Raw genomic sequence first — 18,002 nt, forward strand, 5'->3', positions numbered from 1 at the left:
GGCTTAGAGCAGGCCAGCGTGGGCCATTGCGGCGTCCAGCGCTTCCTTTGTGCTGTCGCTCAGGCCGGTCAGCGGCAGACGCACCTCTTCGCTGCACAGACCCAGTTTCGACATGGCGTATTTGGCGCCAACCAGACCTGGCTCAATAAAAATCGCTTCGTGCAGCGGCATCAGCTTGTCCTGATATTCCAGTGCTTTGGCGTAATCGCCTGCCAGGGTGGCGGCCTGGAACTCGGCGCAAAGCTTCGGTGCAACGTTTGCGGTGACCGAGATGCAGCCAACCCCGCCATGCGCGTTGAAGCCCAGTGCAGTGGCGTCTTCACCCGACATTTGCACAAAATCGGCACCGCAGGCGGCGCGCTGCTGGCTGACGCGGGCGATATCGCCGGTGGCGTCTTTCACACCGATGATGCGTGGCAGTTTGGCCAGCTCACCCATGGTTCCCGGGGTCATGTCGATCACAGAACGACCCGGAATATTGTAGATGATGATCGGCAGTTCGCAGCAGTCATGCAGTGCGGTGAAATGCGCAATCAAGCCGCGCTGAGTCGGCTTGTTGTAGTAAGGCGTGACCACCAGCGCTGCATCTGCGCCCACCTTTTCGGCGTGCTGCATGAAACGGATGCCTTCCAGCGTGTTGTTGCTGCCGGCACCTGCAATCACCGGCACACGGCCAGCGGCGGCTTTCACCACCTCTTCGATCACGGTTTCATGCTCTTCATGCGTCAGGGTGGGGCTTTCGCCCGTGGTGCCAACCGGCACAAACCCATTGGTGCCTTCACCAATATGCCACTCGATCAGCTTCTTGAGCGTCTCCAGATCCAGCTCGCCGTTTTTGAACGGCGTGACCAATGCAGGAAAAGATCCTTTGAACATGCGACACTCCTTCTTCGTCGTGGCGGGCAACAGGCCCAGATGATTAATCGTGGCTTACCGGCGGGATGGTCCAAAGGGTGGCGGGATGTCGCCGTCGTGATTTGCCCCATAGGACCGCCGGACATAAGCTGCGGTTGTCTATCCCCGGATCCTTTGGAAACGCAAGTCATCATGCGCCTCTTTCCCCTTCTTCTTTGCATTTCCTTGTCCAGTGGTGCGCTGGCGCAAGCGTCTGGCACCCCCGAATCGGGGGCAGCAGCCGGGCCCAAGCCCCTTGCGGCGGCCCTGAATGCGGTTGCGTCCAAAGACTGGACCAAGGCCGAGGCACTGGCGGCCCGCGCGGGTGGTGCGGTGGCCACCGATCTGGTGGAATGGCACCGGCTGCGCGCTGCTGAGGGCACCGCGGCTGAGGTCAGCGCGTTTTTGGAGAGGCGCGGCGATTGGCCGGGGCTGAAACTGCTGCGCAAACGGATGGAACCGGCGATGGCCAAGGGATCCGCGGCACAGATCATCGCCTTTTATGCGCCGCAGTCACCGCAGACCGGGGTTGGATTGCTGAGCTACGCCAAAGCCTTGCAGTCCACCGGCAAACAAGATGAGGCTGAGGCCGCCGTGATTGCAGGCTGGCGCAGCATCTCGCTCAAATCCGGCGAAAACGCGGCCCTGCGGGCGGAATTTGGCAAGGTTCTGGCGCCCCATCACACCGCCCGGCTGGACATGGCACTGTGGAAAGGCTGGCAGCAAAACACCGCAGATATGGTGCCCCTTGTCGGCAAAGACTGGCAGGCCCTGGCCGCCGCACGGCGCGGTTTGCAGCGCAATGTCAAAGGGGTCGACGGGCTGATCGCCGCTGTGCCCGCAGCGCTCGCGAATGATCCCGGGCTGGCCTATGAACGGTATCAATGGCGGCTGCGCAAAGGGCGGCGCGCGGATGCGATCGAACTGATGCTTGACCGCAGCCCCGACCAGCTGGGGCAGGCCGACAATTGGGGCCGGTCGCGCCGCGACCTGACCCGCCGGTTGATGCGCGCTGGTGAGATGAAAAAGGCCTATCAACTGGCCTCACAACACGGGCTGACGACGGGGCGCAACTTTGCCGATCTGGAATGGCTGTCGGGCTATCTGGCGCTGCGGTTCCTGAACCGCCCCGATCTGGCCAAGAGCCATTTTGAAAACTTCCGCGCAGACGTCTTCACCCCCATTTCGCTGGGCCGCGCCGGCTATTGGCAGGGCCGCGCTGAGGAGGCCCTGGGCAACACAGAGGCCGCTAAGGCTGCATATTCATTTGGGGCACAGTATCAGACCAGTTTCTACGGTCTGCTGGCGGCCGAAAAGGTTGGCGTGGCGTTTGATCCCGCGCTGACCGGACAGACGCGCCACCCGGGCTGGCAGCAGGCTGGTTTTGCGGGCTCCAGCAACTTTGAGGCCGCACTGCTGCTGATCAATGCCGGGGATCTGGTGCTGGCTGAACGGTTCCTGCGCCACATGACCGAAACCCTGCCCGAGGCTGAGACTCACCAATTGGGGGATCTGTTGATTGAGCTGGGGCAACCGCATCTGGCGGTGATGGTGGGCAAACAGGCTGCCCAACGCGGACTGACCATCGCCAACCCCTATTACCCGCTGCACCCGTTGACCCAGACCCAATTGGCGGCGCAGCCGGAAATGGCATTGGCCATCGCCCGACGTGAAAGTGAATTTGATCCCTCGGTGGTGTCCCATGCTGGGGCGGAGGGGCTGATGCAGGTGATGCCCGCCACTGCCAAACTGGTGGCGAAGCGGATTGGCGTCAAACATGATCCGGCGGCGATGCTGACGAACTGGCAGTATAACGCCCTGCTGGGGGCGGCCTATCTGGCGCAGCTGGGTGAGGAATTTGATGGCAATGTGCTGCTGGTCTCGGCAGGGTATAACGCCGGGCCGAAACGGCCGACCCGCTGGATGCAGGACCGCGGCGATCCACGATCCGCCAAAGTGGACGTGATCGACTGGATTGAGTTCATCCCGTTTAATGAGACCCGCAATTACGTCATGCGCGTGGCCGAAAGCCTGCCGACCTACCGCGCGCAGCTGGGCAAGGATCCCCTGCCGCAGCCCTTTACCAAAGAGCTGAAAGGCTCAAGCGTTTTGCCGCTCTCGCCATAGGGTGAAGAGACCGGCCGCCACAATGATCGAAGCGCCAAGCGCCACGTTCCAACGGATCGTTTCGTCAAAGAGCGTGACCCCCAGCGCGGAGGCGAAAACCAACTGCAGATAGGCAAAGGGCTGCACTGCGCTGGCCTCGCCCACCTCATAGCATTTGATCAGCAGGAAGTGACCAAAGGCGCCGCTGACACAGAGGGTTGCCATCCAGATCCAATCCCCGCCTGACATCGGCTGCCAGAACCAAATGCCCACCGCGGTCATCGCAACGGACCCCACCGTTCCGGTCCAGAAAAATGAGGTGCTAGCGCTGTCCTTGCGGGCCACATAGCGGGTCAGCAGACCATAAAGTGCAAACATCAGGGCCGACAGGAACGGCACCAAGGCTTCAACCTGAAAGACGCCAAAGCCGGGCTGCAGAATGATCAATACACCGATAAAGCCAAAGCCGATCGCCACCCAGCGCCGCCAGCCGACTCTTTCGCCCAGAACCGGCCCGCTGAGGGCGGCAATCATCAAGGGGTAGGCGGCAAAAACCGCGTGGCTTTCGACCAGACCCAACAGGGTAAAGCCGTAAACCGCCACACAGATCTCCGCCACCAGCAGCACCGCGCGAAAGCTTTGCATCAGCGGCTGATCCGTGCGCGCGGCCTGTTTCATAACGCCAGAGGCGCGGCTGGCAATGGCGATCACAAAGGCCGCAAAGAACCAGTAGCGGATCATGATCACCATGAAGGTGTTATATTCCGCCGCCAGATGTTTCGAGATGCCATCCTGCAGTGCAAAGACCAGCGTTGTGGCGGCCATCAGGATGATGCCCAGCTTCGTGTTATTGCCACTCATGCGCTGCCCTCCGCTGCTGTGATTAGCCCTGCGCGGCCAGCCCAGACATGCGGGCCACCGTCATATGCCTTTTACGGCCATAGCCGGGGATACGCTCTACCGTAAAACCCGCATCGGTCAGACCACGACGTACGAAGCCCGCCGCAGTGTAAGTTGCCGCCGTTCCATCCGGTGCCGTATGGGCGCCAACCGCCCCCATCAGCTCGGGCGACCAGAGCTCGGGGTTTTTGGCAGGCGAAAACCCATCCAAGAACCAGGCATCCGCCCTGCCCTGCCACAACGGCAAGGTTTCGCGCGCATCGCCGCGCACCATTTCAAATTCCAGATCGGGCAGGGAAATCCGATGCAGATCGTCAGACCAATGAGGTTCCAGATCCGCCGCAATCTCCGCAATTTCGGGGAAGGCTGCCTGCGCCCGGATCATTTCCGCAGGCGTCATCGGAAAGGCCTCAAACGTGGTGAAATGCAGCTTGCCCGCCACGCCGGAGGCGCGCCACATCTGCAACGCTGCCAGCAGGTTGAGACCGGTCCCAAAGCCCAGTTCAGCCACATGAAACCCATCCCGGAACCGCGCAGGCAGGTCATTGCCCGCCAGAAACACATGGCCGGTTTCAGCCAGACCGTTTTCCAGTGAGAAATACGGATCATCAAACCGGGTCGAGACCGGAATACGGTCCTCGCGCCATTCCAACTCGGCACGCTGGTCTTGCATCTGGGGATCCCTTAAGGAAGCTGGTGAACAAGGCCGGGACAATGCAGCGGGGCGAGGGTAATGGCAATGGCGGATGTGACGATCTACGGCGCAGGCATCTTTGGCCTGTCGATCGGCTGGACTTGCCTGCAGCGTGGCGCGCGGGTGCGAGTCATTGATCCCTTTGGGCCGGGGGCCGGTTCCAGCGGCGGGGTCGTCGGCGCCTTGGCCCCGCATGTGCCCGAAAACTGGAACACCAAGAAGGCGTTCCAATTCGACAGCCTGATCATGGCGCAGGGATTCTGGCAGGCGGTGGAGGATGCCGGCGGCAAAAGCGCAGGCTATGGCCGGACCGGCCGGTTGCAGCCGATCGCCGATGATCATACGCTGGATCTGGCGCGGGCAAGGGCCGAAACCGCGCAGGATCTGTGGCGCGGTCTGGCGCAGTGGCAGGTCATCCCGGCGGCTGAGGCTGGTGATTGGGCCCCGATCAGCCCAACAGGGTTTCTGATCCACGACACGCTGACCGCCCGGATGCATCCCCGTCGCGCCTGTGCCGCATTGGTCGCTGCAATCCGCGCCAAGGGGGGCGAGGTTGTCAGCGATGGCATGGCAGAGGGTCAGGTTCTATGGGCCACCGGCGTGGCGGATCTGCAGAAAATCACCGCAGCGCGTCCGCGGGTTTTTGGCAATGGGATCAAGGGGCAAGGCGCATCGCTACGTCTCGGGCCGGATGCGCGTGACGCCTTGAAGACCGCGCCACAGCTTTTTGCCGATACCGTTCATATCGTGCCACATGCGGACGGTACCGTGGCCATCGGTTCGACCAGTGAGCGTGAGTATGACGATCCAACATCGGTTGATGACCAGTTGGAGGCCGTGATTGAACGCGCCCGGCAGGCGGTGCCCCTGTTGCGCGACGCCGAGGTGGTTGATCGCTGGGCCGGGGTGCGCCCACGCAGCCGATCCCGCGCCCCGGTGCTGGGGACCCATCCGCTGCATCCCGGTCAGTTCATCGCAAACGGTGGCTTCAAGATCGGCTTCGGCATGGCGCCAAAGGTGGCCGAGGTCATGACCGACCTGCTGCTGGAGGATGTGGATAGGATCCCCGAGGCATTCCGGCCCGAGGCGAGTTTTTAGACGGAAGCCACCTACAAGGTCAGGCTCGCGATCCGGTAGATCAAAAAAAAGGGACGCCGCAGCGCCCCTTTCCAATTTCTCGAAGGTCCCTCAACCAATCAGTCGATCAGGCCCGCCTGACGGAACAGGCCGGGCAGGTTTGCCTCGGGCCGGGCACCGAAGTGGCTGATCACCTCGGCGGCGGCGATACAGCCCATGCGGCCAGCAACCTCCAGCGAGGCGCCGGTGGCATAGCCAAAGAGGAAGCCGGCGGCGAACTGATCACCGGCGCCAGTGGCGTCAACCGGGGTGATTTCATTTACGGGCACGCTGACCTTTTCATCGCCGCGCAGCAGAACCACATCGTGGCCGGACCGGGTGCAGACCACCATGCCAGCATCCTGCGCGGCCTGTTCGAGGGCGGAGGACAGATCGGTTTCATAAAGCGAGGACCATTCGTGCTCATTGCCGATCACGTAGTCCAACTCTTTCACCAGACGGCGAAAATCGCCCCGGTGACGGTCCACACAGAACGGATCTGACAGGGCGATACCGGCTTTACCACCGGCGGCCTGACACAGTTTGGCTGCGCGCTCAAAGGCCTCTTTGCCTTTGGGTTTGTCGTAGAGATAGCCCTCAAGGAACAGGATCTCGGTATCACCTGCGACCTCATCCGAAACATCATCCGGGCCCAGCTCGGACGAGATGCCAAGATAGGTGTTCATCGAGCGTTCGCCATCGGGCGACACAAAGATCATCGAGCGCGAGGTGGGCAGTTCGCCCCCGGCCACCGGCGGGTTCACGAAGGTGGAACCGTCTTTTGCCATTTCCTCAGCGTAGAACCGGCCCAGCGCATCGTCATGAACGCGGCCGATGAAGCCGGTGGTCAGCCCCAGATTGCCAAGGCCTGCCAAGGTGTTGGCAACCGAACCACCCGGCACCTGTTTGCGGTTTTCCATGGCGCCATAAAGCAGCTCACCACGTTCGCGTTCAACCAGCTGCATGATGCCTTTCTGAATGCCCATCAGATCCAGAAAACTGTCATCTGACTGGCTGAGAACATCAACGATGGCGTTGCCGATGCCGACAACCTGATACTTTTTCATGGGGTTTTATCCTCAAATTGGCACAGGTCACGGATGTGGCATGCGTTGCATTTGGGCTTGCGTGCTGTGCAGATGTAGCGCCCATGCAGGATCATCCAATGATGGGCGTGTTGTTGAAAGTCGGTGGGGATGTGATCCTCAATGGCGCGTTCCACGGCCACCACATCTTTGCCCGGACAAACGCCGGAGCGATTGCCGAAGCGAAAGATATGGGTGTCCACCGCCTGTGCGGGGTAGTGCCACCACATGTTGAGAACCACATTGGCTGTCTTGCGACCGACCCCTGGCAGGCTTTCGAGGGCGGCGCGGCTGTTGGGCACTTCGCCGCCATATTCCTCGACCAGAATGCGGCTAAGCTTGATGACATTTTTGGCCTTGTTGCGATAAAGGCCGATGGTTTTGATATGCTCGATCAGCTGTTCTTCACCCAGATCCAGCATCTTTTGCGGCGTGTCTGCGATCTTGAACAATTCCGCCGTAGCCTTGTTGACCCCCTTGTCCGTTGCCTGCGCCGACAGGGCCACAGCCACCACCAGCGTATAGGCATTCACATGATCCAGCTCCCCTTTGGGCTCAGCTTCTGAGGCCTGAAACCGGGTAAAGATCTCGCGGATGGTGTGATAGTCAAGTTGCTTGGCCATAAGAAAGGGCGGGTCCGATTGCTGTTGGCGTCTGGCTGTCGAAGTCTGCCCGGTGGGGGCCTTCTTCCAGTAACGGCTCACCCATTGTTTTTCAACGAGAAGAGATCACCCGAAGCGCTTCCCATTCGGCTGGGGCCTCATCCCCGCCGCGGGAAAAACTGGCAACGGTAACGCCTGACTGCGGGAAATAGGCCACCAGATTGCCAGACATCGGGCCGCAGCCGGTGTGGCCAATCGCCAGCCCGTGATGTTCCGTTTGCCCGATCATCAGTCCCAGACCATAGCCGGTGGTGCGCCACACCCGGCCGTCAATCGCCCCTTCGTTCAGCGACAGCTGCATCATCTGTTCTTTCTCAGCCTCGCTGAGCAGATCACCATGCAGAATACCGTAGAGCAGACGCGCTGCATCTGCAGGCGACCCGATCATACACCCGTGGTAGACCCAGCCAGGATGATAGCCATCCGCATCCCAGGTGAGTGCGGCAAAATCCGCAGGTGTCATGGCCATACGGGGGGATTTCAGGCCAAGCGGCGCGATCAGGCGGCTATGGATCACCTCCCCCAGGGGGGCGCCTTCGCTGACCTCCAGGGCAAAGCGCAGGAACATATAACCGATGTTGGAATAGCACCATTTGCTGCCCGGCGGGCCCAGCGGATCGTCGGCGCGCGCCTCCTGCAGCAGTTTGGCCACCGGCCAGGGATCCTCCCCGGCGGAAACCGCCTGTTGATAGGTGCCCACCGGCCCGTAATCCCGCAGCCCGCTGGTGTGGGTCATCAACTGGCGCAGGCTGTAGGGCCGGCCCGGCATTTCCGCATCCAGATCCATAAACCCTTCGCGGGCCCGGATCAGGACACAGGCCGCAATCAGTGTTTTGGTAAAGCTCCACCAAGGCAGCAGCGCGCCGGGCGCATCATCGCGAAAGACACGGCCGTCACTGTCCAGCCCGGCGGAGAGAAATCGATCTGTCATGTCGGCCACCTTGCGCAGGTCTGGCACATTGCGCAAGATCCGGGTCGTGCATCGGCGTGACGCCCCATAAGGTCAGACCGCAAGACACGAAGGAGAGCAAGATGAGCACCGAGGATCAGAGCTACCATTATCAGGTGATGCGTCGGGCCATTGATCTGATCGACGATGGTGCGCCCAATCAGAGCCTCAGCGATCTTGCCGCACAGCTGGGAATGAGCCCGGCCCATTTCCAGCGGATCTTTTCGCGCTGGGTCGGGGTATCCCCCAAACGCTACCAACAATATCTGACGTTGGACCACGCCAAATCACTGCTGCGCGATCACATGACCACGCTGGAGGTCAGCCATGAGGTGGGCCTGTCGGGCAATTCACGCCTGCATGATCTGTTCATCCGGTGGGAGGCGATGAGCCCCGGCGAATACGCCCGTGGTGGGGAAGGTCTGACCGTCTATTGGGGCTGGTATGACAGCCCCTTTGGGCTGGCGCTGGTGATGGGCACGGAAAAGGGACTGTGCGGTCTGGCCTTTGCTGCCGAAACCGGCACAGAACCCGCGATGGAGGATATGCTGTCCCGCTGGCCCAAAGCGACCTATGTTGAGGATCCGATGATGCTGCGTCCGCTGGTCGATGCCGCCTTTGCCCAGAGCGGTCAGACCGCACTGCATATGATCGGCGCGCCCTTTCAGATCAAAGTCTGGGAGGCGCTACTGCGCATTCCATCGGGCCAGGTCACCACCTATTCGGAAATCGCCCAGTCGATCGGCAATCCCAAAGCGGTGCGTGCGGTAGGCACGGCGGTGGGGCGTAACCCGGTCAGCTGGCTGATTCCCTGTCACCGCGCGCTGCGCAAATCCGGCGCACTTGGCGGCTATCACTGGGGTCTGCCGGTGAAACGTGCGTTGCTGGCCTATGAGGCCGCCCGCGCTGAAGGTGACAGCCAGAGCGACGCAGCCTGACAGTCGTGACACCGCGCCCGTGTCGCAGGGTGCACAGGATCAAAGATCACAGGGATTTGCGCGGAATACTGCCGAGTTTTTCCCCCTGATCTGGTCAAGCGCTATTATGATAGGTCTAAGATACCGCCAACCCGCGTAGGCGGAGCGACAATTATGATATTGAGGCCTCACATGATCCGAGCATCGAAACTCTCCCTTCTTTTGGCAGGCGCGTCGCTGCTGACCGTCACCGCCTGTATGGACACCCGTTACATGGGTGAGGATGATCCCAACAAAAACACCCGTGAAGGCGCCATTCTGGGTGGTCTGGTCGGGGCTGTCTCCGGTGCGATCATCGCGGACGATAACAAAAAGGGCGCGATCATCGGTGGCATCGCAGGGGCCGCGCTTGGCGGTGCAATTGGTCAGCGTCTTGACGCCCAGGAGGCCGAGCTGCGCGAAAGCCTGGACAACCGCGTCACCATCACCAACACCGGCGACCGCCTGATCGTGACCATGCCGCAGGACATCCTGTTTGCCGTCGATAGCACCTTTGTAGCGGGCGCGCTGCGGGATGATCTGGCCGCTGTGGCCACCAGCCTGAACCGCTACCCGGAAAGCACCGTGCAGGTGCTGGGCCACACCGACAACACCGGTTCGGCCGAATATAACCTGGATCTCAGCCAGCGCCGCGCCAATGCCGTGGCCGCCATTCTGGTCGACAGTGGCGTCAGTGACTACCGCGTCCGCCCCATTGGCCGTGGCGAAGATCAGCCGGTTGCTTCAAACCTGACCCCGGAAGGACGGGCACAGAACCGTCGGGTCGACATTGTGATCCTGCCAAACTGATCGGCACAATATCCAAACGCACAAGAGCGCCCCGAAAAGGGCGCTCTTTTTGCATCAGCGCACAGTCGCTTTGCGCTGCAGCCGGTTTATTTCTGTGCCGTCACTGGGTTAGATCGCCCTCAGCGAACAAGACATTTTGAGGAAACATCATGAGCATTCTCACCATTTCCGGCTCCCTGCGGGGCGACAGCGTAAACCGCAAACTTCTGGCCGAAGCAGCAACGCTTTACGGCGGTGAGGTGGTTGAAGCCGATCTGAACCTGCCGCTTTACGATGGCGATCTGGAAGCCGCCGAAGGCCTGCCCGCAAAGGTAAAAACCCTGGCCGATCAGGTGCTGAGCGCTGAGGCCATCCTGATTTCCACCCCGGAATACAACAAGGCCCCGTCGGGCGTGTTGAAAAACGCGCTGGACTGGCTGAGCCGCGACAGCCGCAAGGTGCTGTCCGGCAAACCCGTTGCTGTGATGTCAGCCGCCGCTGGCCGCACCGGGGGTGAGACCGCACAATATGTGCTGCGCAACTTCCTGGCGCCGCTGCGCGCCAATGTCGTGGCCGGGCCAGCGGTCTGCGTGGCCTTTGCAGGCAAGGAATTTGAAACAGGCCGGTTGGAAAACGAACGCTATCTGATCGCCCTAGAAGAGTTGACGACCCTGCTGAAAGACACGGTCGCCAGCCAGAGTGTTCCGGCCTAAGCGCGATTGCTGACTTCGATCAGATTGCCGTCCGGATCCCGCAGATAGAGTGAGGTGATCGGCCCTGTGGCGCCGCTGCGCGGCACCGGGCCATCCTCAACCTCAATGCCCAGCGCGGCGAAATGGGCCTGCCAGCCCGCCAGCGGTTCCTCACTGAGGAAACACAGATCGGCGGACCCGGGGGTGGCCAGCCGGGCCTTGGGCTCAAACTCATGCCCGGCCTGATGCAGATTGATCTTCTGCGCCCCAAAGCGCAGCGCCCAACGGTTGCTACCATCCGTTGCCCGGAACCGCTGCATCTCCATGCCCAGAACATCGGTGTAAAAGGCCACAGTTGCAGAAAGATCCGCAACGGTGAGCACCAAATGATCCAGCCCCGAAACTTTCACAGCCATATCGGTTTGCCCCTTTGCTGACAGACGCCTAACCTGACGCCATGGAAAATCTGGCCCAAAATGCCCCGCCCCGTGAGATGCGTCAAACCGATGTGATGGACCCCGCCCGTGCCGCTGCCCTGCTGGCGACACTTGGCCGTCCGGCAGCGATGCAAACAGGTGACACGCTGCCGCCGTTTTTCCATCAGATCTATTTTTGGCAGGCGCTGCCTCCGGCTGAGTTGGGCCGCGACGGGCACCCGGCCACGGGGGCCTCAGACAATAGCGTGATCCCCGATCTGGGTCTGCCCCGACGGATGTGGGCCGGTGGGCGGCTGGAGTTTCACGCCCCCCTGCGCGCTGGCCTTGCCGCCGAGAAGATCACCACCGTTGCCGATATCAGCCGCAAGACCGGGCGCAGCGGGCCCTTGGGCTTTGTCACGCTGCAACATGACATTATGCAGGACGGCCAGCTGACCACCCGCGAGTTTCAGGATCTGGTCTACCGCGAAGACCCCGCACCTGATGCCGCCAAGCCGCAGCCGCCGGTTGCCCCGGTTGATGAGACACATGCGGAGCCTGCGGTCTTCGACACCACGCTGCTGTTTCGCTATTCCGCCCTGACCTTCAACGGCCACCGCATCCATTATGATGAGGCCTACAGCCGCCAGACCGAGGGCTATGATGGGCTAGTCAGCCACGGCCCTTTGCTGGCGCAACTGCTGATGTTGCTGGCGGAGCGCCAGCTTGGCCCGCTCAGCCGTTTTGAATTTCGCGCCACCTCACCGCTGATGCATCATGAGGCGGCGACGCTGTGCTGGCGTGACGATGGTACGCTGTGGGTGCGCGGCCCGGACGGCCGCCAGAATATGACGGCCAAAGCCAGCTGATCCCGGTGCGGCAAAAACTCAGCGTTTAATCGCCAAGTTTGGCGTGCACCTCATCCAGATCGATTTCCCCGATGGGCATCTTGTTGCCGGGGTTTTCGAAGTCATATTTGAACAGCTCAAAATCCCGTTTGTAGATCTCATAGACCAGATGCATCGACAGGTCGTCGAAGTAGTCTTCGACCGGATGCGCGCGTTTGGGGCCATGCCCTTCGGATTCGTTGAACCGCGGGATTTCGCTCAGATCGACCTCAAACGGGGTTTCGATATGGTCCAGCACCTCTTGCATGCCGCCATTGAAATCCTCGGTCCAGAAGATCTGATCATACTGGCCGCCATTGGCGATAAAGGTCGAGACATGGCCTGACATCGCCGACCAGTGGATATCGGGGTCCATCGGCTTGCGCCACCGAATGGTATCGCGCGCAAACAGCAGGAACCGGCGGAAGCTGGCGATCTGGTCAAACTCCTGCTTGCCGTCATCGCCACCAACCTCAATCCCGTATTTCTGCACCAGCATCGGCACCAGATTGCCGCGATAGCGACGGCCGTTGCGCTGGATGCCGCAGATCTTGTCAAAGAAGCTGGACAGGATCCGGGTGTAAGGGTTGCGCACGCAGGTGAACGCATAGGACTGGTGGCTGGTCACATTGTGACTGATCGGGCCGTGGCTCTCTTCGAAGGCCCATTTGTGCATGCCCGATTTTGCGTCATGGATATCGCCATCAAAGAACTCACCATGATCGGAATAGAACATGATCTGTCCGATGGTTGAACAGGCGCATTTGGGAACAACGCGGTACACCACGCTTTCGCTCTCGGTCATCCAAGTGCCGGGAAAACCCATACTGCTGTGCCTCCTTGGCCTCACCCCATGTGGGGGAACTTTATGCTTTTGTTCACAAAACCAAAGTTAACTGGTTTATTCAATCTCACTTCCGCCGTATCTATATAAACAATCTTGGATTAAAAGGGGCGATCGTTTCCAAAAATGGCAAGAATTGCGTTCATCCTTCTGTGCCATAAGGATCCAGAGGCGATCATCCAGCAGGCTGAGCGTCTGACGGCGGCTGGCGACTATATGTCGATCCACTTTGACGCGCGTGCCAAACCAGCCCATTTCCAGCAGATTCAGGACGCGTTGGGCGACAACCCCAATGTGACCTTCGCCAAAAAGCGCATCAAATGTGGCTGGGGTGAATGGTCGCTGGTACAGGCCTCACTAAACGCGATTGAGACCGCGATGGAGGCGTTTCCGCGCGCCACCCATTTCTACATGCTGTCCGGCGACTGTATGGCGATCAAATCGGCGCAGTACATTCACCAGTTCCTGGAACAGAATCACCGCGACTTCATCGAAAGCTTTGATTTCTTTGAAAGTGACTGGATCAAAACCGGCATGAAGGAAGACCGGCTGATCTATCGCCACTACTTCAACGAACGCACCCAGCCCAAACGCTACTACTGGGCCTATCAGCTGCAAAAGAAGTTCGGGCTGGAACGTGAGATCCCCCATGACATTCAGGTGCAGATCGGCAGCCAGTGGTGGTGTCTGCGCCGCCGCACGATTGAGTGGATCATCGATTTCACCAAGAAGCGCAAAGACGTCATGGCGTTTTTCCGCACCACCTGGATCCCGGATGAAACCTTCTTCCAGACCCTGGTGCGCCACCTGATCCCGGAAGAAGAGATTGAAACGCGCACGCTAACCTTCCTGATGTTTTCCGACTACGGCATGCCGGTGTCATTTTACAATGACCACTACGATATGCTGCTCAGTCAGGACTTCCTCTTTGCCCGGAAAATCAGCCCCGAAGCGCGGGAGCTTCGGGCGCGGCTGGGCGCGCTTTATGCGGCGGAAGGGGTTGAGTTCAAAATATCGGGCGAAGGACGCAGCCTGTTTAAATTCCTCACCGGGCGGGGCCGTGTGGGGCGGCGGTTTGGCATGCGGTTCTGGGAAACCGAAAGCTCACTGGGGCGCGAACGTGAGCTGCTGATCGTGATCTGCAAAAAATGGCACGTCGCCAAACGGCTGGTCGAGCAGATCCGCCAGCAGACCAACATCCCGGCCATCGAATACCTCTTCAACGAAGAGGGCACCCCCCTGCCCGATCTGGGCGGCATTCAGAAAACCATCGGCAAACGTCACCGCCACCGCCGGGCATTGATGCGGATGCTGTTTGACTATTTTGAAACCGATCGCCTGATCATTTGCCTTGATCCGGATGCGCTGGATTTGCTGCGTGACTTCTGTGGCGACCGTTCGACCACCCGCCTGTTGGAGGTTGAGGTCAACTTCTCCGAGGATTACCTGAAAGGCCACGCGATGCGTATCGGTCTGGCCGGGGATCAAACACCGAAGGAAACGCTGGAACGGCTGCTGCCCACCATTCGCCACGACCTGACCTTTGAAAGCGATCAGATTCGTGACGCAAACTTCGGCAATCACGACTACCTGCGCGAAAGTGATGGGCGCGATGCCCATGCCCGGGCCGTGTCACAATTTCTTGCCATTCCCGAATCCACGGCGCATGACATTGTGAACATTGACTATCTGTTTACCGACTGAGGTGCCCCATGGCTTATGTCTATGACGAGCAAAATATTTTCGCCAAGATCCTGCGCGGCGAGATCCCCAATAAAACCGTGCTGGAAACTGAGCATGCGCTGGCCTTCCATGACATCCAGCCGCAGGCACCGGTCCATGTGCTGGTGATCCCCAAGGGGCCTTACGTCTGCTACGACCACTTTGCACTGGAAGCATCGGACGCGGAAATCGTTGGTTTCAACCGCGCGGTTGGTGAGGTCTGCAAAATGCTGGAGATCCAGCCCGGCGAAGGTGGTGACGGCTACCGGGTCATTTCGAACGCTGGTGAAAACGGTGTGCAGGAAGTGCCGCATCTGCATGTGCACGTTCTGGGTGGCCGCTGGTTGGGCCGCATGCTGAAGAAAGCCGAATAAGCAAGAAACGGATCGTTTGCAGGGTCGCGCTGCGGCTAGGTCTCTCCATACCGAATAAGGAGAGACCTGATGCCATTGTCCTATGAGGCCCTGCCGACTGAGATCGCCCGCCACTATCAACGCGGTGGGGCTGACGCGAACGGCCAATCCCCCGAACGCGCGCTGAGTGATGGCGCCGGGGTGCCGTGCCGCCATTGCATGAAGATCGTGCCTGCCGGACAGGAATATCTGATCCTCAGCCACCGCCCCTTCCCGGCGCCGCAGCCCTATGCGGAACAGGGACCGATCTTCCTCTGTGCGCAGGAATGTGAGCGTGGCGACAGCGCCGCCTTCCCGGCATTCCTGCTGTCAGACAGCTACATCCTGCGGGGCTATTCTGATACGGACCGGATCGTTTACGGCACCGGGGCCGTCACCGCGACCACGGATATTCCTGACGCGGCCGAAACGCTGTTGGCCCGACAGGATGTCGCCTATCTGCACGTGCGATCGGCCCAGAACAACTGCTACCATCTGCGCATTGAAAAGGCGGGGTGATCGCGGCGCTTAAGCTTCCAGAATGGTGATCGTAGTGTCGCCATAGCGGCGCTCATCCAGATAGGTGAGCGCCGCCGGCACGGTGATTGCGGCGCTTTCTTCCCAGACAACCAGCGCCCCCTCGGCCAGCCAGCCCCCGGCCAGCGCGACCTCAATCGCTTTTTCGCCCAGCGCTTTGCCATAGGGAGGATCCAGAAAGATCAGATCATAGGGTGCACCGGTGTTTTCCGGCAGTTTGCGCGCATCGCGGCGGATCACCTGCACCTCATCACGGGCCTGGCAGATCTGAATGTTTTCCTTCAGCAGCGCGTTGGATTTGCGGCCGTCATCCACAAATGTCACATGCTCTGCGCCACGGCTCAACGCCTCCAACCCCAAGGCGCCGGTTCCGGCAAAGAGGTCAAGCACCCGGGCGCCATCAATCGGATCGCCAAACCGGCCACCGCCCAGCATGTTGAACAGGCTTTCCCGGGTGCGATCGGTGGTCGGGCGCAGATGCGCCGCCGGATCACCCTTGCCGACCGCAGCCAGCGCCCGGCCTTTGAAACGGCCCGCGACAATCCTCATGCGCGCAGCAGCGATTTGAGGTCCGTGGCAGGATCTGCCAGCAGATCGGGCGCGGGCGATTTCCCCCCGTCAATCAAACGCTTGCCCACCATGTAGGCGCGGGGATCATTGGCTGCATCAACCGCCAGCAGCGTGTCACCCTGATAATACCAGAAGGACATTGCACCGTCCTTGTCACCAGCACGGGTGATGATGCGATCATAACCGGTGTTCAGCCCGGCAATCTGTAGCTTAACGTCATACTGATCCGACCAGAACCACGGCTGCGGCACATAGGTCTTTTCGGCTCCCAGCAGGTTTTCGGCGACACATTCCGCCTGATCAATGGCATTCGGCACCGATTCAAGGCGCAGACGCCCGTCCCGATAAGGGAAGGAGGCACAGTCCCCCGCCGCCCAGATCGCCGGATCCGAAGTGCGCCCCAGCGCATCCGTCTTGATCCCGTTGTCAATCTCCAGACCGGCAGCTTCGGCCAGATCGGTGCCGGGGGTGATGCCAACGCCAACGATGACAAAATCAACCTCCAGCGTGGTGCCATCGCTTAGTTCAGCACCTGAGACACGCGTGTCGCCGATCAGTCGTGTCAGCCCCACACCTTCCAGGATGTCGACCCCATGTGATTGATGCAATGCGCGGAAGTAATCCGAGGTTTCGGGCGCCGCGACACGTTGCAAAATGCGATCCGCCATTTCGACCAGCGTGACCTTCAGGCCTTTCTTAGCGGCCACCGCGGCAGCCTCCAGCCCGATATAACCGCCGCCGACGATCAACACCGATTTACCTTCGCCAAACTCAGGCCCCATCGCGTCAACATCCGCCAGACCACGCACCACATGCACGCCCTCCAGCGCGCCACCAATGGCGGCGGGCAGATGCCGTGGCGCAGACCCGGTTGTCAGGACCAATGCGTCATAGTCAATCGCGCCCTTAGCCAGCTGCACCGATTTAGCAGCGCGATCAATACCGGTGACCTCAGCCCCCAGACGCAGGGTGATGTTGTTGTCGGCATAGAAACTTTCCGGCCGCAGGTAGAGCCGTTCCAGCGCCATATCGCCCAACAGATAGGCCTTGGACAGCGGTGGCCGTTGATAGGGCAGCACGGGTTCGGCCCCGATCAGGGTCACCTCACCTTCAAATCCAAGGCTGCGCAGCTTGGCCACCAGCGATGCCCCGGCCTGCCCGGCCCCCACAACAACAATCTTCTGCATTCCGGGCCCTTTCTGCGGAATTTTCTGGCTGCAACTTGACGCGACCCTATATGAGGCGTGAGTGAAAACGCAAACAGGGAACGATCACAAAATGACACTGAATGTTGGTGATAAACTGCCAGAAGCCACCTTTCCAATGATGGGTGCCGAAGGGCCCGAAACCATCGCACTGGCCGAGAAGTTGGCCGGTCGCAAAGTGGTGATTTTCGGCCTGCCCGGTGCCTTCTCGCGCACCTGCGATGCGGCGCATATGCCCAGCTTCATCCGCACCAAAGATGACTTTGCCGCCAAAGGTGTGGATGAGATCATGTGCCTGTCTGTGAACGATCCCTTCGTGATGAAGGCCTGGGGCGCATCGACCGGCGCGGACGATGCCGGGATCACCATGCTGGCCGACGCGGATGGTGGGTTTACCAAAGCGGTTGGTATGGATTTTGATGCTGACGCCGTTGGGTTCTACGGCCGGTCCAAGCGTTACGCGATGGTGGTGGAGGACGGGGTTGTGACCCACCTCAACATCGAACCCGAACTGGGATGCACCATCTCCGGCGGCGAAGCGCTGCTGGACACGATGGGTTAAGGATCAGGGCTGGGGCGTGTAGCG

The 18,002-nt window shown here is 60.4% G+C and carries 20 protein-coding genes; 10 read left to right on the forward strand and 10 right to left on the reverse strand.

All coding sequences use genetic code 11. From position 1 onward, the window contains the following. Positions 1 to 3: 3 nt before the first annotated feature. Entirely contained in the window at positions 4 to 876 is an 873-nt protein-coding gene (gene dapA / locus ACORLH_RS20395; protein WP_321830180.1) for a 4-hydroxy-tetrahydrodipicolinate synthase, read from the reverse strand. A gap of 171 nt (positions 877 to 1,047) precedes the next feature. On the opposite strand from dapA, the gene ACORLH_RS20400 reads away from it, so the two are divergent. Continuing rightward, positions 1,048 to 3,021, forward strand: coding sequence for a lytic transglycosylase domain-containing protein (locus ACORLH_RS20400; protein WP_321830181.1), 1,974 nt, complete (start codon positions 1,048 to 1,050; stop codon positions 3,019 to 3,021). On the opposite strand, the gene ACORLH_RS20405 is transcribed toward ACORLH_RS20400, so the two are convergent. Both ACORLH_RS20405 and mnmD read right to left on the reverse strand, forming a co-directional pair. Next, positions 2,995 to 3,861 carry a DMT family transporter gene (locus tag ACORLH_RS20405; protein WP_321830182.1) on the reverse strand — a complete coding sequence of 289 codons (867 nt, stop codon included), beginning with the start codon at positions 3,859 to 3,861 and terminating at the stop codon, positions 2,995 to 2,997. The genes ACORLH_RS20400 and ACORLH_RS20405 overlap by 27 nt on opposite strands. A gap of 22 nt (positions 3,862 to 3,883) precedes the next feature. Then, positions 3,884 to 4,573 carry a tRNA (5-methylaminomethyl-2-thiouridine)(34)-methyltransferase MnmD gene (mnmD, locus tag ACORLH_RS20410; RefSeq protein WP_321830183.1) on the reverse strand — a complete coding sequence of 230 codons (690 nt, stop codon included), beginning with the start codon at positions 4,571 to 4,573 and terminating at the stop codon, positions 3,884 to 3,886. A gap of 66 nt (positions 4,574 to 4,639) precedes the next feature. On the opposite strand from mnmD, the gene ACORLH_RS20415 reads away from it, so the two are divergent. After that, the gene (locus ACORLH_RS20415; RefSeq protein ID WP_321830184.1) at positions 4,640 to 5,692 is read left to right on the forward strand and encodes an FAD-binding oxidoreductase; all 1,053 of its coding nucleotides are present in this window, start codon (positions 4,640 to 4,642) and stop codon (positions 5,690 to 5,692) included. A 98-nt stretch (positions 5,693 to 5,790) separates the two neighbouring features. Here the strand turns inward: ACORLH_RS20415 and ACORLH_RS20420 are convergent, their stop codons facing one another. From ACORLH_RS20420 to ACORLH_RS20430, 3 genes are all read right to left on the reverse strand, one after another. After that, positions 5,791 to 6,777, reverse strand: a complete 987-nt coding sequence (locus tag ACORLH_RS20420; protein WP_321830185.1) for an adenosine kinase — start codon at positions 6,775 to 6,777, stop codon at positions 5,791 to 5,793. Further along, positions 6,774 to 7,418: an endonuclease III gene (gene nth / locus ACORLH_RS20425; RefSeq protein WP_058242308.1), complete on the reverse strand. Its 645-nt coding sequence runs from the start codon at positions 7,416 to 7,418 to the stop codon at positions 6,774 to 6,776. The genes ACORLH_RS20420 and nth overlap by 4 nt, the downstream gene beginning before the upstream one ends. A gap of 91 nt (positions 7,419 to 7,509) precedes the next feature. After that, entirely contained in the window at positions 7,510 to 8,388 is an 879-nt protein-coding gene (locus ACORLH_RS20430; RefSeq protein ID WP_321830186.1) for a serine hydrolase domain-containing protein, read from the reverse strand. 101 nt (positions 8,389 to 8,489) lie between these two features. Between ACORLH_RS20430 and ACORLH_RS20435 the strand changes: the two genes are divergently transcribed. The 3 genes from ACORLH_RS20435 (at position 8,490) to ACORLH_RS20445 (ending at position 10,864) form a co-directional block, all read left to right on the forward strand. Next, positions 8,490 to 9,344 (forward strand): methylated-DNA--[protein]-cysteine S-methyltransferase, encoded by an 855-nt coding sequence (locus ACORLH_RS20435; protein WP_058242306.1) that lies wholly within the window; start codon positions 8,490 to 8,492, stop codon positions 9,342 to 9,344. Positions 9,345 to 9,515: 171 nt separating this feature from the next. Continuing rightward, entirely contained in the window at positions 9,516 to 10,172 is a 657-nt protein-coding gene (locus ACORLH_RS20440) for an OmpA family protein (RefSeq protein WP_321830187.1), read from the forward strand. 149 nt (positions 10,173 to 10,321) lie between these two features. Next, on the forward strand, positions 10,322 to 10,864 hold the full coding sequence (locus ACORLH_RS20445; protein WP_321830189.1) for an NAD(P)H-dependent oxidoreductase: 543 nt from the start codon (positions 10,322 to 10,324) through the stop codon (positions 10,862 to 10,864). On the opposite strand, the gene ACORLH_RS20450 is transcribed toward ACORLH_RS20445, so the two are convergent. After that, positions 10,861 to 11,259, reverse strand: coding sequence for a VOC family protein (locus ACORLH_RS20450; RefSeq protein ID WP_321830190.1), 399 nt, complete (start codon positions 11,257 to 11,259; stop codon positions 10,861 to 10,863). The genes ACORLH_RS20445 and ACORLH_RS20450 overlap by 4 nt on opposite strands. Before the next feature lie 41 nt (positions 11,260 to 11,300). Between ACORLH_RS20450 and ACORLH_RS20455 the strand changes: the two genes are divergently transcribed. Beyond that, positions 11,301 to 12,128, forward strand: a complete 828-nt coding sequence (locus ACORLH_RS20455; protein WP_321830191.1) for an FAS1-like dehydratase domain-containing protein — start codon at positions 11,301 to 11,303, stop codon at positions 12,126 to 12,128. 25 nt (positions 12,129 to 12,153) lie between these two features. Here the strand turns inward: ACORLH_RS20455 and ACORLH_RS20460 are convergent, their stop codons facing one another. Then, on the reverse strand, positions 12,154 to 12,972 hold the full coding sequence (locus ACORLH_RS20460) for a sulfotransferase family protein (protein ID WP_321830192.1): 819 nt from the start codon (positions 12,970 to 12,972) through the stop codon (positions 12,154 to 12,156). A 144-nt stretch (positions 12,973 to 13,116) separates the two neighbouring features. On the opposite strand from ACORLH_RS20460, the gene ACORLH_RS20465 reads away from it, so the two are divergent. From ACORLH_RS20465 to ACORLH_RS20475, 3 genes are all read left to right on the forward strand, one after another. Further along, positions 13,117 to 14,694, forward strand: a complete 1,578-nt coding sequence (locus ACORLH_RS20465; RefSeq protein WP_058242301.1) for a DUF5928 domain-containing protein — start codon at positions 13,117 to 13,119, stop codon at positions 14,692 to 14,694. 8 nt (positions 14,695 to 14,702) lie between these two features. Beyond that, the gene (locus tag ACORLH_RS20470; protein ID WP_321830193.1) at positions 14,703 to 15,086 is read left to right on the forward strand and encodes a histidine triad nucleotide-binding protein; all 384 of its coding nucleotides are present in this window, start codon (positions 14,703 to 14,705) and stop codon (positions 15,084 to 15,086) included. 69 nt (positions 15,087 to 15,155) lie between these two features. Then, complete coding sequence (locus ACORLH_RS20475; RefSeq protein WP_321830194.1) at positions 15,156 to 15,623, forward strand: DUF1203 domain-containing protein; 468 nt, start codon at positions 15,156 to 15,158, stop codon at positions 15,621 to 15,623. A gap of 9 nt (positions 15,624 to 15,632) precedes the next feature. Here the strand turns inward: ACORLH_RS20475 and rsmD are convergent, their stop codons facing one another. Beyond that, positions 15,633 to 16,190: a 16S rRNA (guanine(966)-N(2))-methyltransferase RsmD gene (rsmD, locus tag ACORLH_RS20480; protein ID WP_321830195.1), complete on the reverse strand. Its 558-nt coding sequence runs from the start codon at positions 16,188 to 16,190 to the stop codon at positions 15,633 to 15,635. Then, positions 16,187 to 17,398 (reverse strand): NAD(P)/FAD-dependent oxidoreductase, encoded by a 1,212-nt coding sequence (locus tag ACORLH_RS20485; protein WP_321830196.1) that lies wholly within the window; start codon positions 17,396 to 17,398, stop codon positions 16,187 to 16,189. Before ACORLH_RS20485 ends, rsmD begins: the two co-directional genes overlap by 4 nt. Positions 17,399 to 17,489: 91 nt before the next feature. Between ACORLH_RS20485 and ACORLH_RS20490 the strand changes: the two genes are divergently transcribed. After that, positions 17,490 to 17,978, forward strand: coding sequence for a peroxiredoxin (locus tag ACORLH_RS20490; RefSeq protein WP_321830197.1), 489 nt, complete (start codon positions 17,490 to 17,492; stop codon positions 17,976 to 17,978). Positions 17,979 to 18,002: the final 24 nt, after the last annotated feature.

This window comes from Thalassovita sp. (assembly GCF_963691685.1).
Classification (GTDB): domain Bacteria; phylum Pseudomonadota; class Alphaproteobacteria; order Rhodobacterales; family Rhodobacteraceae; genus Thalassobius.

What these genes read in the sequence shown, in the direction of transcription:
- ACORLH_RS20450 (WP_321830190.1), bottom strand. Translation starts at nt 11,259, where the DNA reads ATGGCTGTGAAAGTTTCGGGGCTGGATCATTTGGTGCTCACCGTTGCG.
- ACORLH_RS20445 (WP_321830189.1), top strand. Translation starts at nt 10,322, where the DNA reads ATGAGCATTCTCACCATTTCCGGCTCCCTGCGGGGCGACAGCGTAAAC.
- ACORLH_RS20460 (WP_321830192.1), bottom strand. Translation starts at nt 12,972, where the DNA reads ATGGGTTTTCCCGGCACTTGGATGACCGAGAGCGAAAGCGTGGTGTAC.
- ACORLH_RS20470 (WP_321830193.1), top strand. Translation starts at nt 14,703, where the DNA reads ATGGCTTATGTCTATGACGAGCAAAATATTTTCGCCAAGATCCTGCGC.
- ACORLH_RS20440 (WP_321830187.1), top strand. Translation starts at nt 9,516, where the DNA reads ATGATCCGAGCATCGAAACTCTCCCTTCTTTTGGCAGGCGCGTCGCTG.
- ACORLH_RS20465 (WP_058242301.1), top strand. Translation starts at nt 13,117, where the DNA reads ATGGCAAGAATTGCGTTCATCCTTCTGTGCCATAAGGATCCAGAGGCG.
- nth (WP_058242308.1), bottom strand. Translation starts at nt 7,418, where the DNA reads ATGGCCAAGCAACTTGACTATCACACCATCCGCGAGATCTTTACCCGG.
- mnmD (WP_321830183.1), bottom strand. Translation starts at nt 4,573, where the DNA reads ATGCAAGACCAGCGTGCCGAGTTGGAATGGCGCGAGGACCGTATTCCG.
- ACORLH_RS20405 (WP_321830182.1), bottom strand. Translation starts at nt 3,861, where the DNA reads ATGAGTGGCAATAACACGAAGCTGGGCATCATCCTGATGGCCGCCACA.
- ACORLH_RS20435 (WP_058242306.1), top strand. Translation starts at nt 8,490, where the DNA reads ATGAGCACCGAGGATCAGAGCTACCATTATCAGGTGATGCGTCGGGCC.
- ACORLH_RS20430 (WP_321830186.1), bottom strand. Translation starts at nt 8,388, where the DNA reads ATGACAGATCGATTTCTCTCCGCCGGGCTGGACAGTGACGGCCGTGTC.
- ACORLH_RS20420 (WP_321830185.1), bottom strand. Translation starts at nt 6,777, where the DNA reads ATGAAAAAGTATCAGGTTGTCGGCATCGGCAACGCCATCGTTGATGTT.
- ACORLH_RS20415 (WP_321830184.1), top strand. Translation starts at nt 4,640, where the DNA reads ATGGCGGATGTGACGATCTACGGCGCAGGCATCTTTGGCCTGTCGATC.
- ACORLH_RS20485 (WP_321830196.1), bottom strand. Translation starts at nt 17,398, where the DNA reads ATGCAGAAGATTGTTGTTGTGGGGGCCGGGCAGGCCGGGGCATCGCTG.
- ACORLH_RS20490 (WP_321830197.1), top strand. Translation starts at nt 17,490, where the DNA reads ATGACACTGAATGTTGGTGATAAACTGCCAGAAGCCACCTTTCCAATG.
- ACORLH_RS20475 (WP_321830194.1), top strand. Translation starts at nt 15,156, where the DNA reads ATGCCATTGTCCTATGAGGCCCTGCCGACTGAGATCGCCCGCCACTAT.
- rsmD (WP_321830195.1), bottom strand. Translation starts at nt 16,190, where the DNA reads ATGAGGATTGTCGCGGGCCGTTTCAAAGGCCGGGCGCTGGCTGCGGTC.
- dapA (WP_321830180.1), bottom strand. Translation starts at nt 876, where the DNA reads ATGTTCAAAGGATCTTTTCCTGCATTGGTCACGCCGTTCAAAAACGGC.
- ACORLH_RS20400 (WP_321830181.1), top strand. Translation starts at nt 1,048, where the DNA reads ATGCGCCTCTTTCCCCTTCTTCTTTGCATTTCCTTGTCCAGTGGTGCG.
- ACORLH_RS20455 (WP_321830191.1), top strand. Translation starts at nt 11,301, where the DNA reads ATGGAAAATCTGGCCCAAAATGCCCCGCCCCGTGAGATGCGTCAAACC.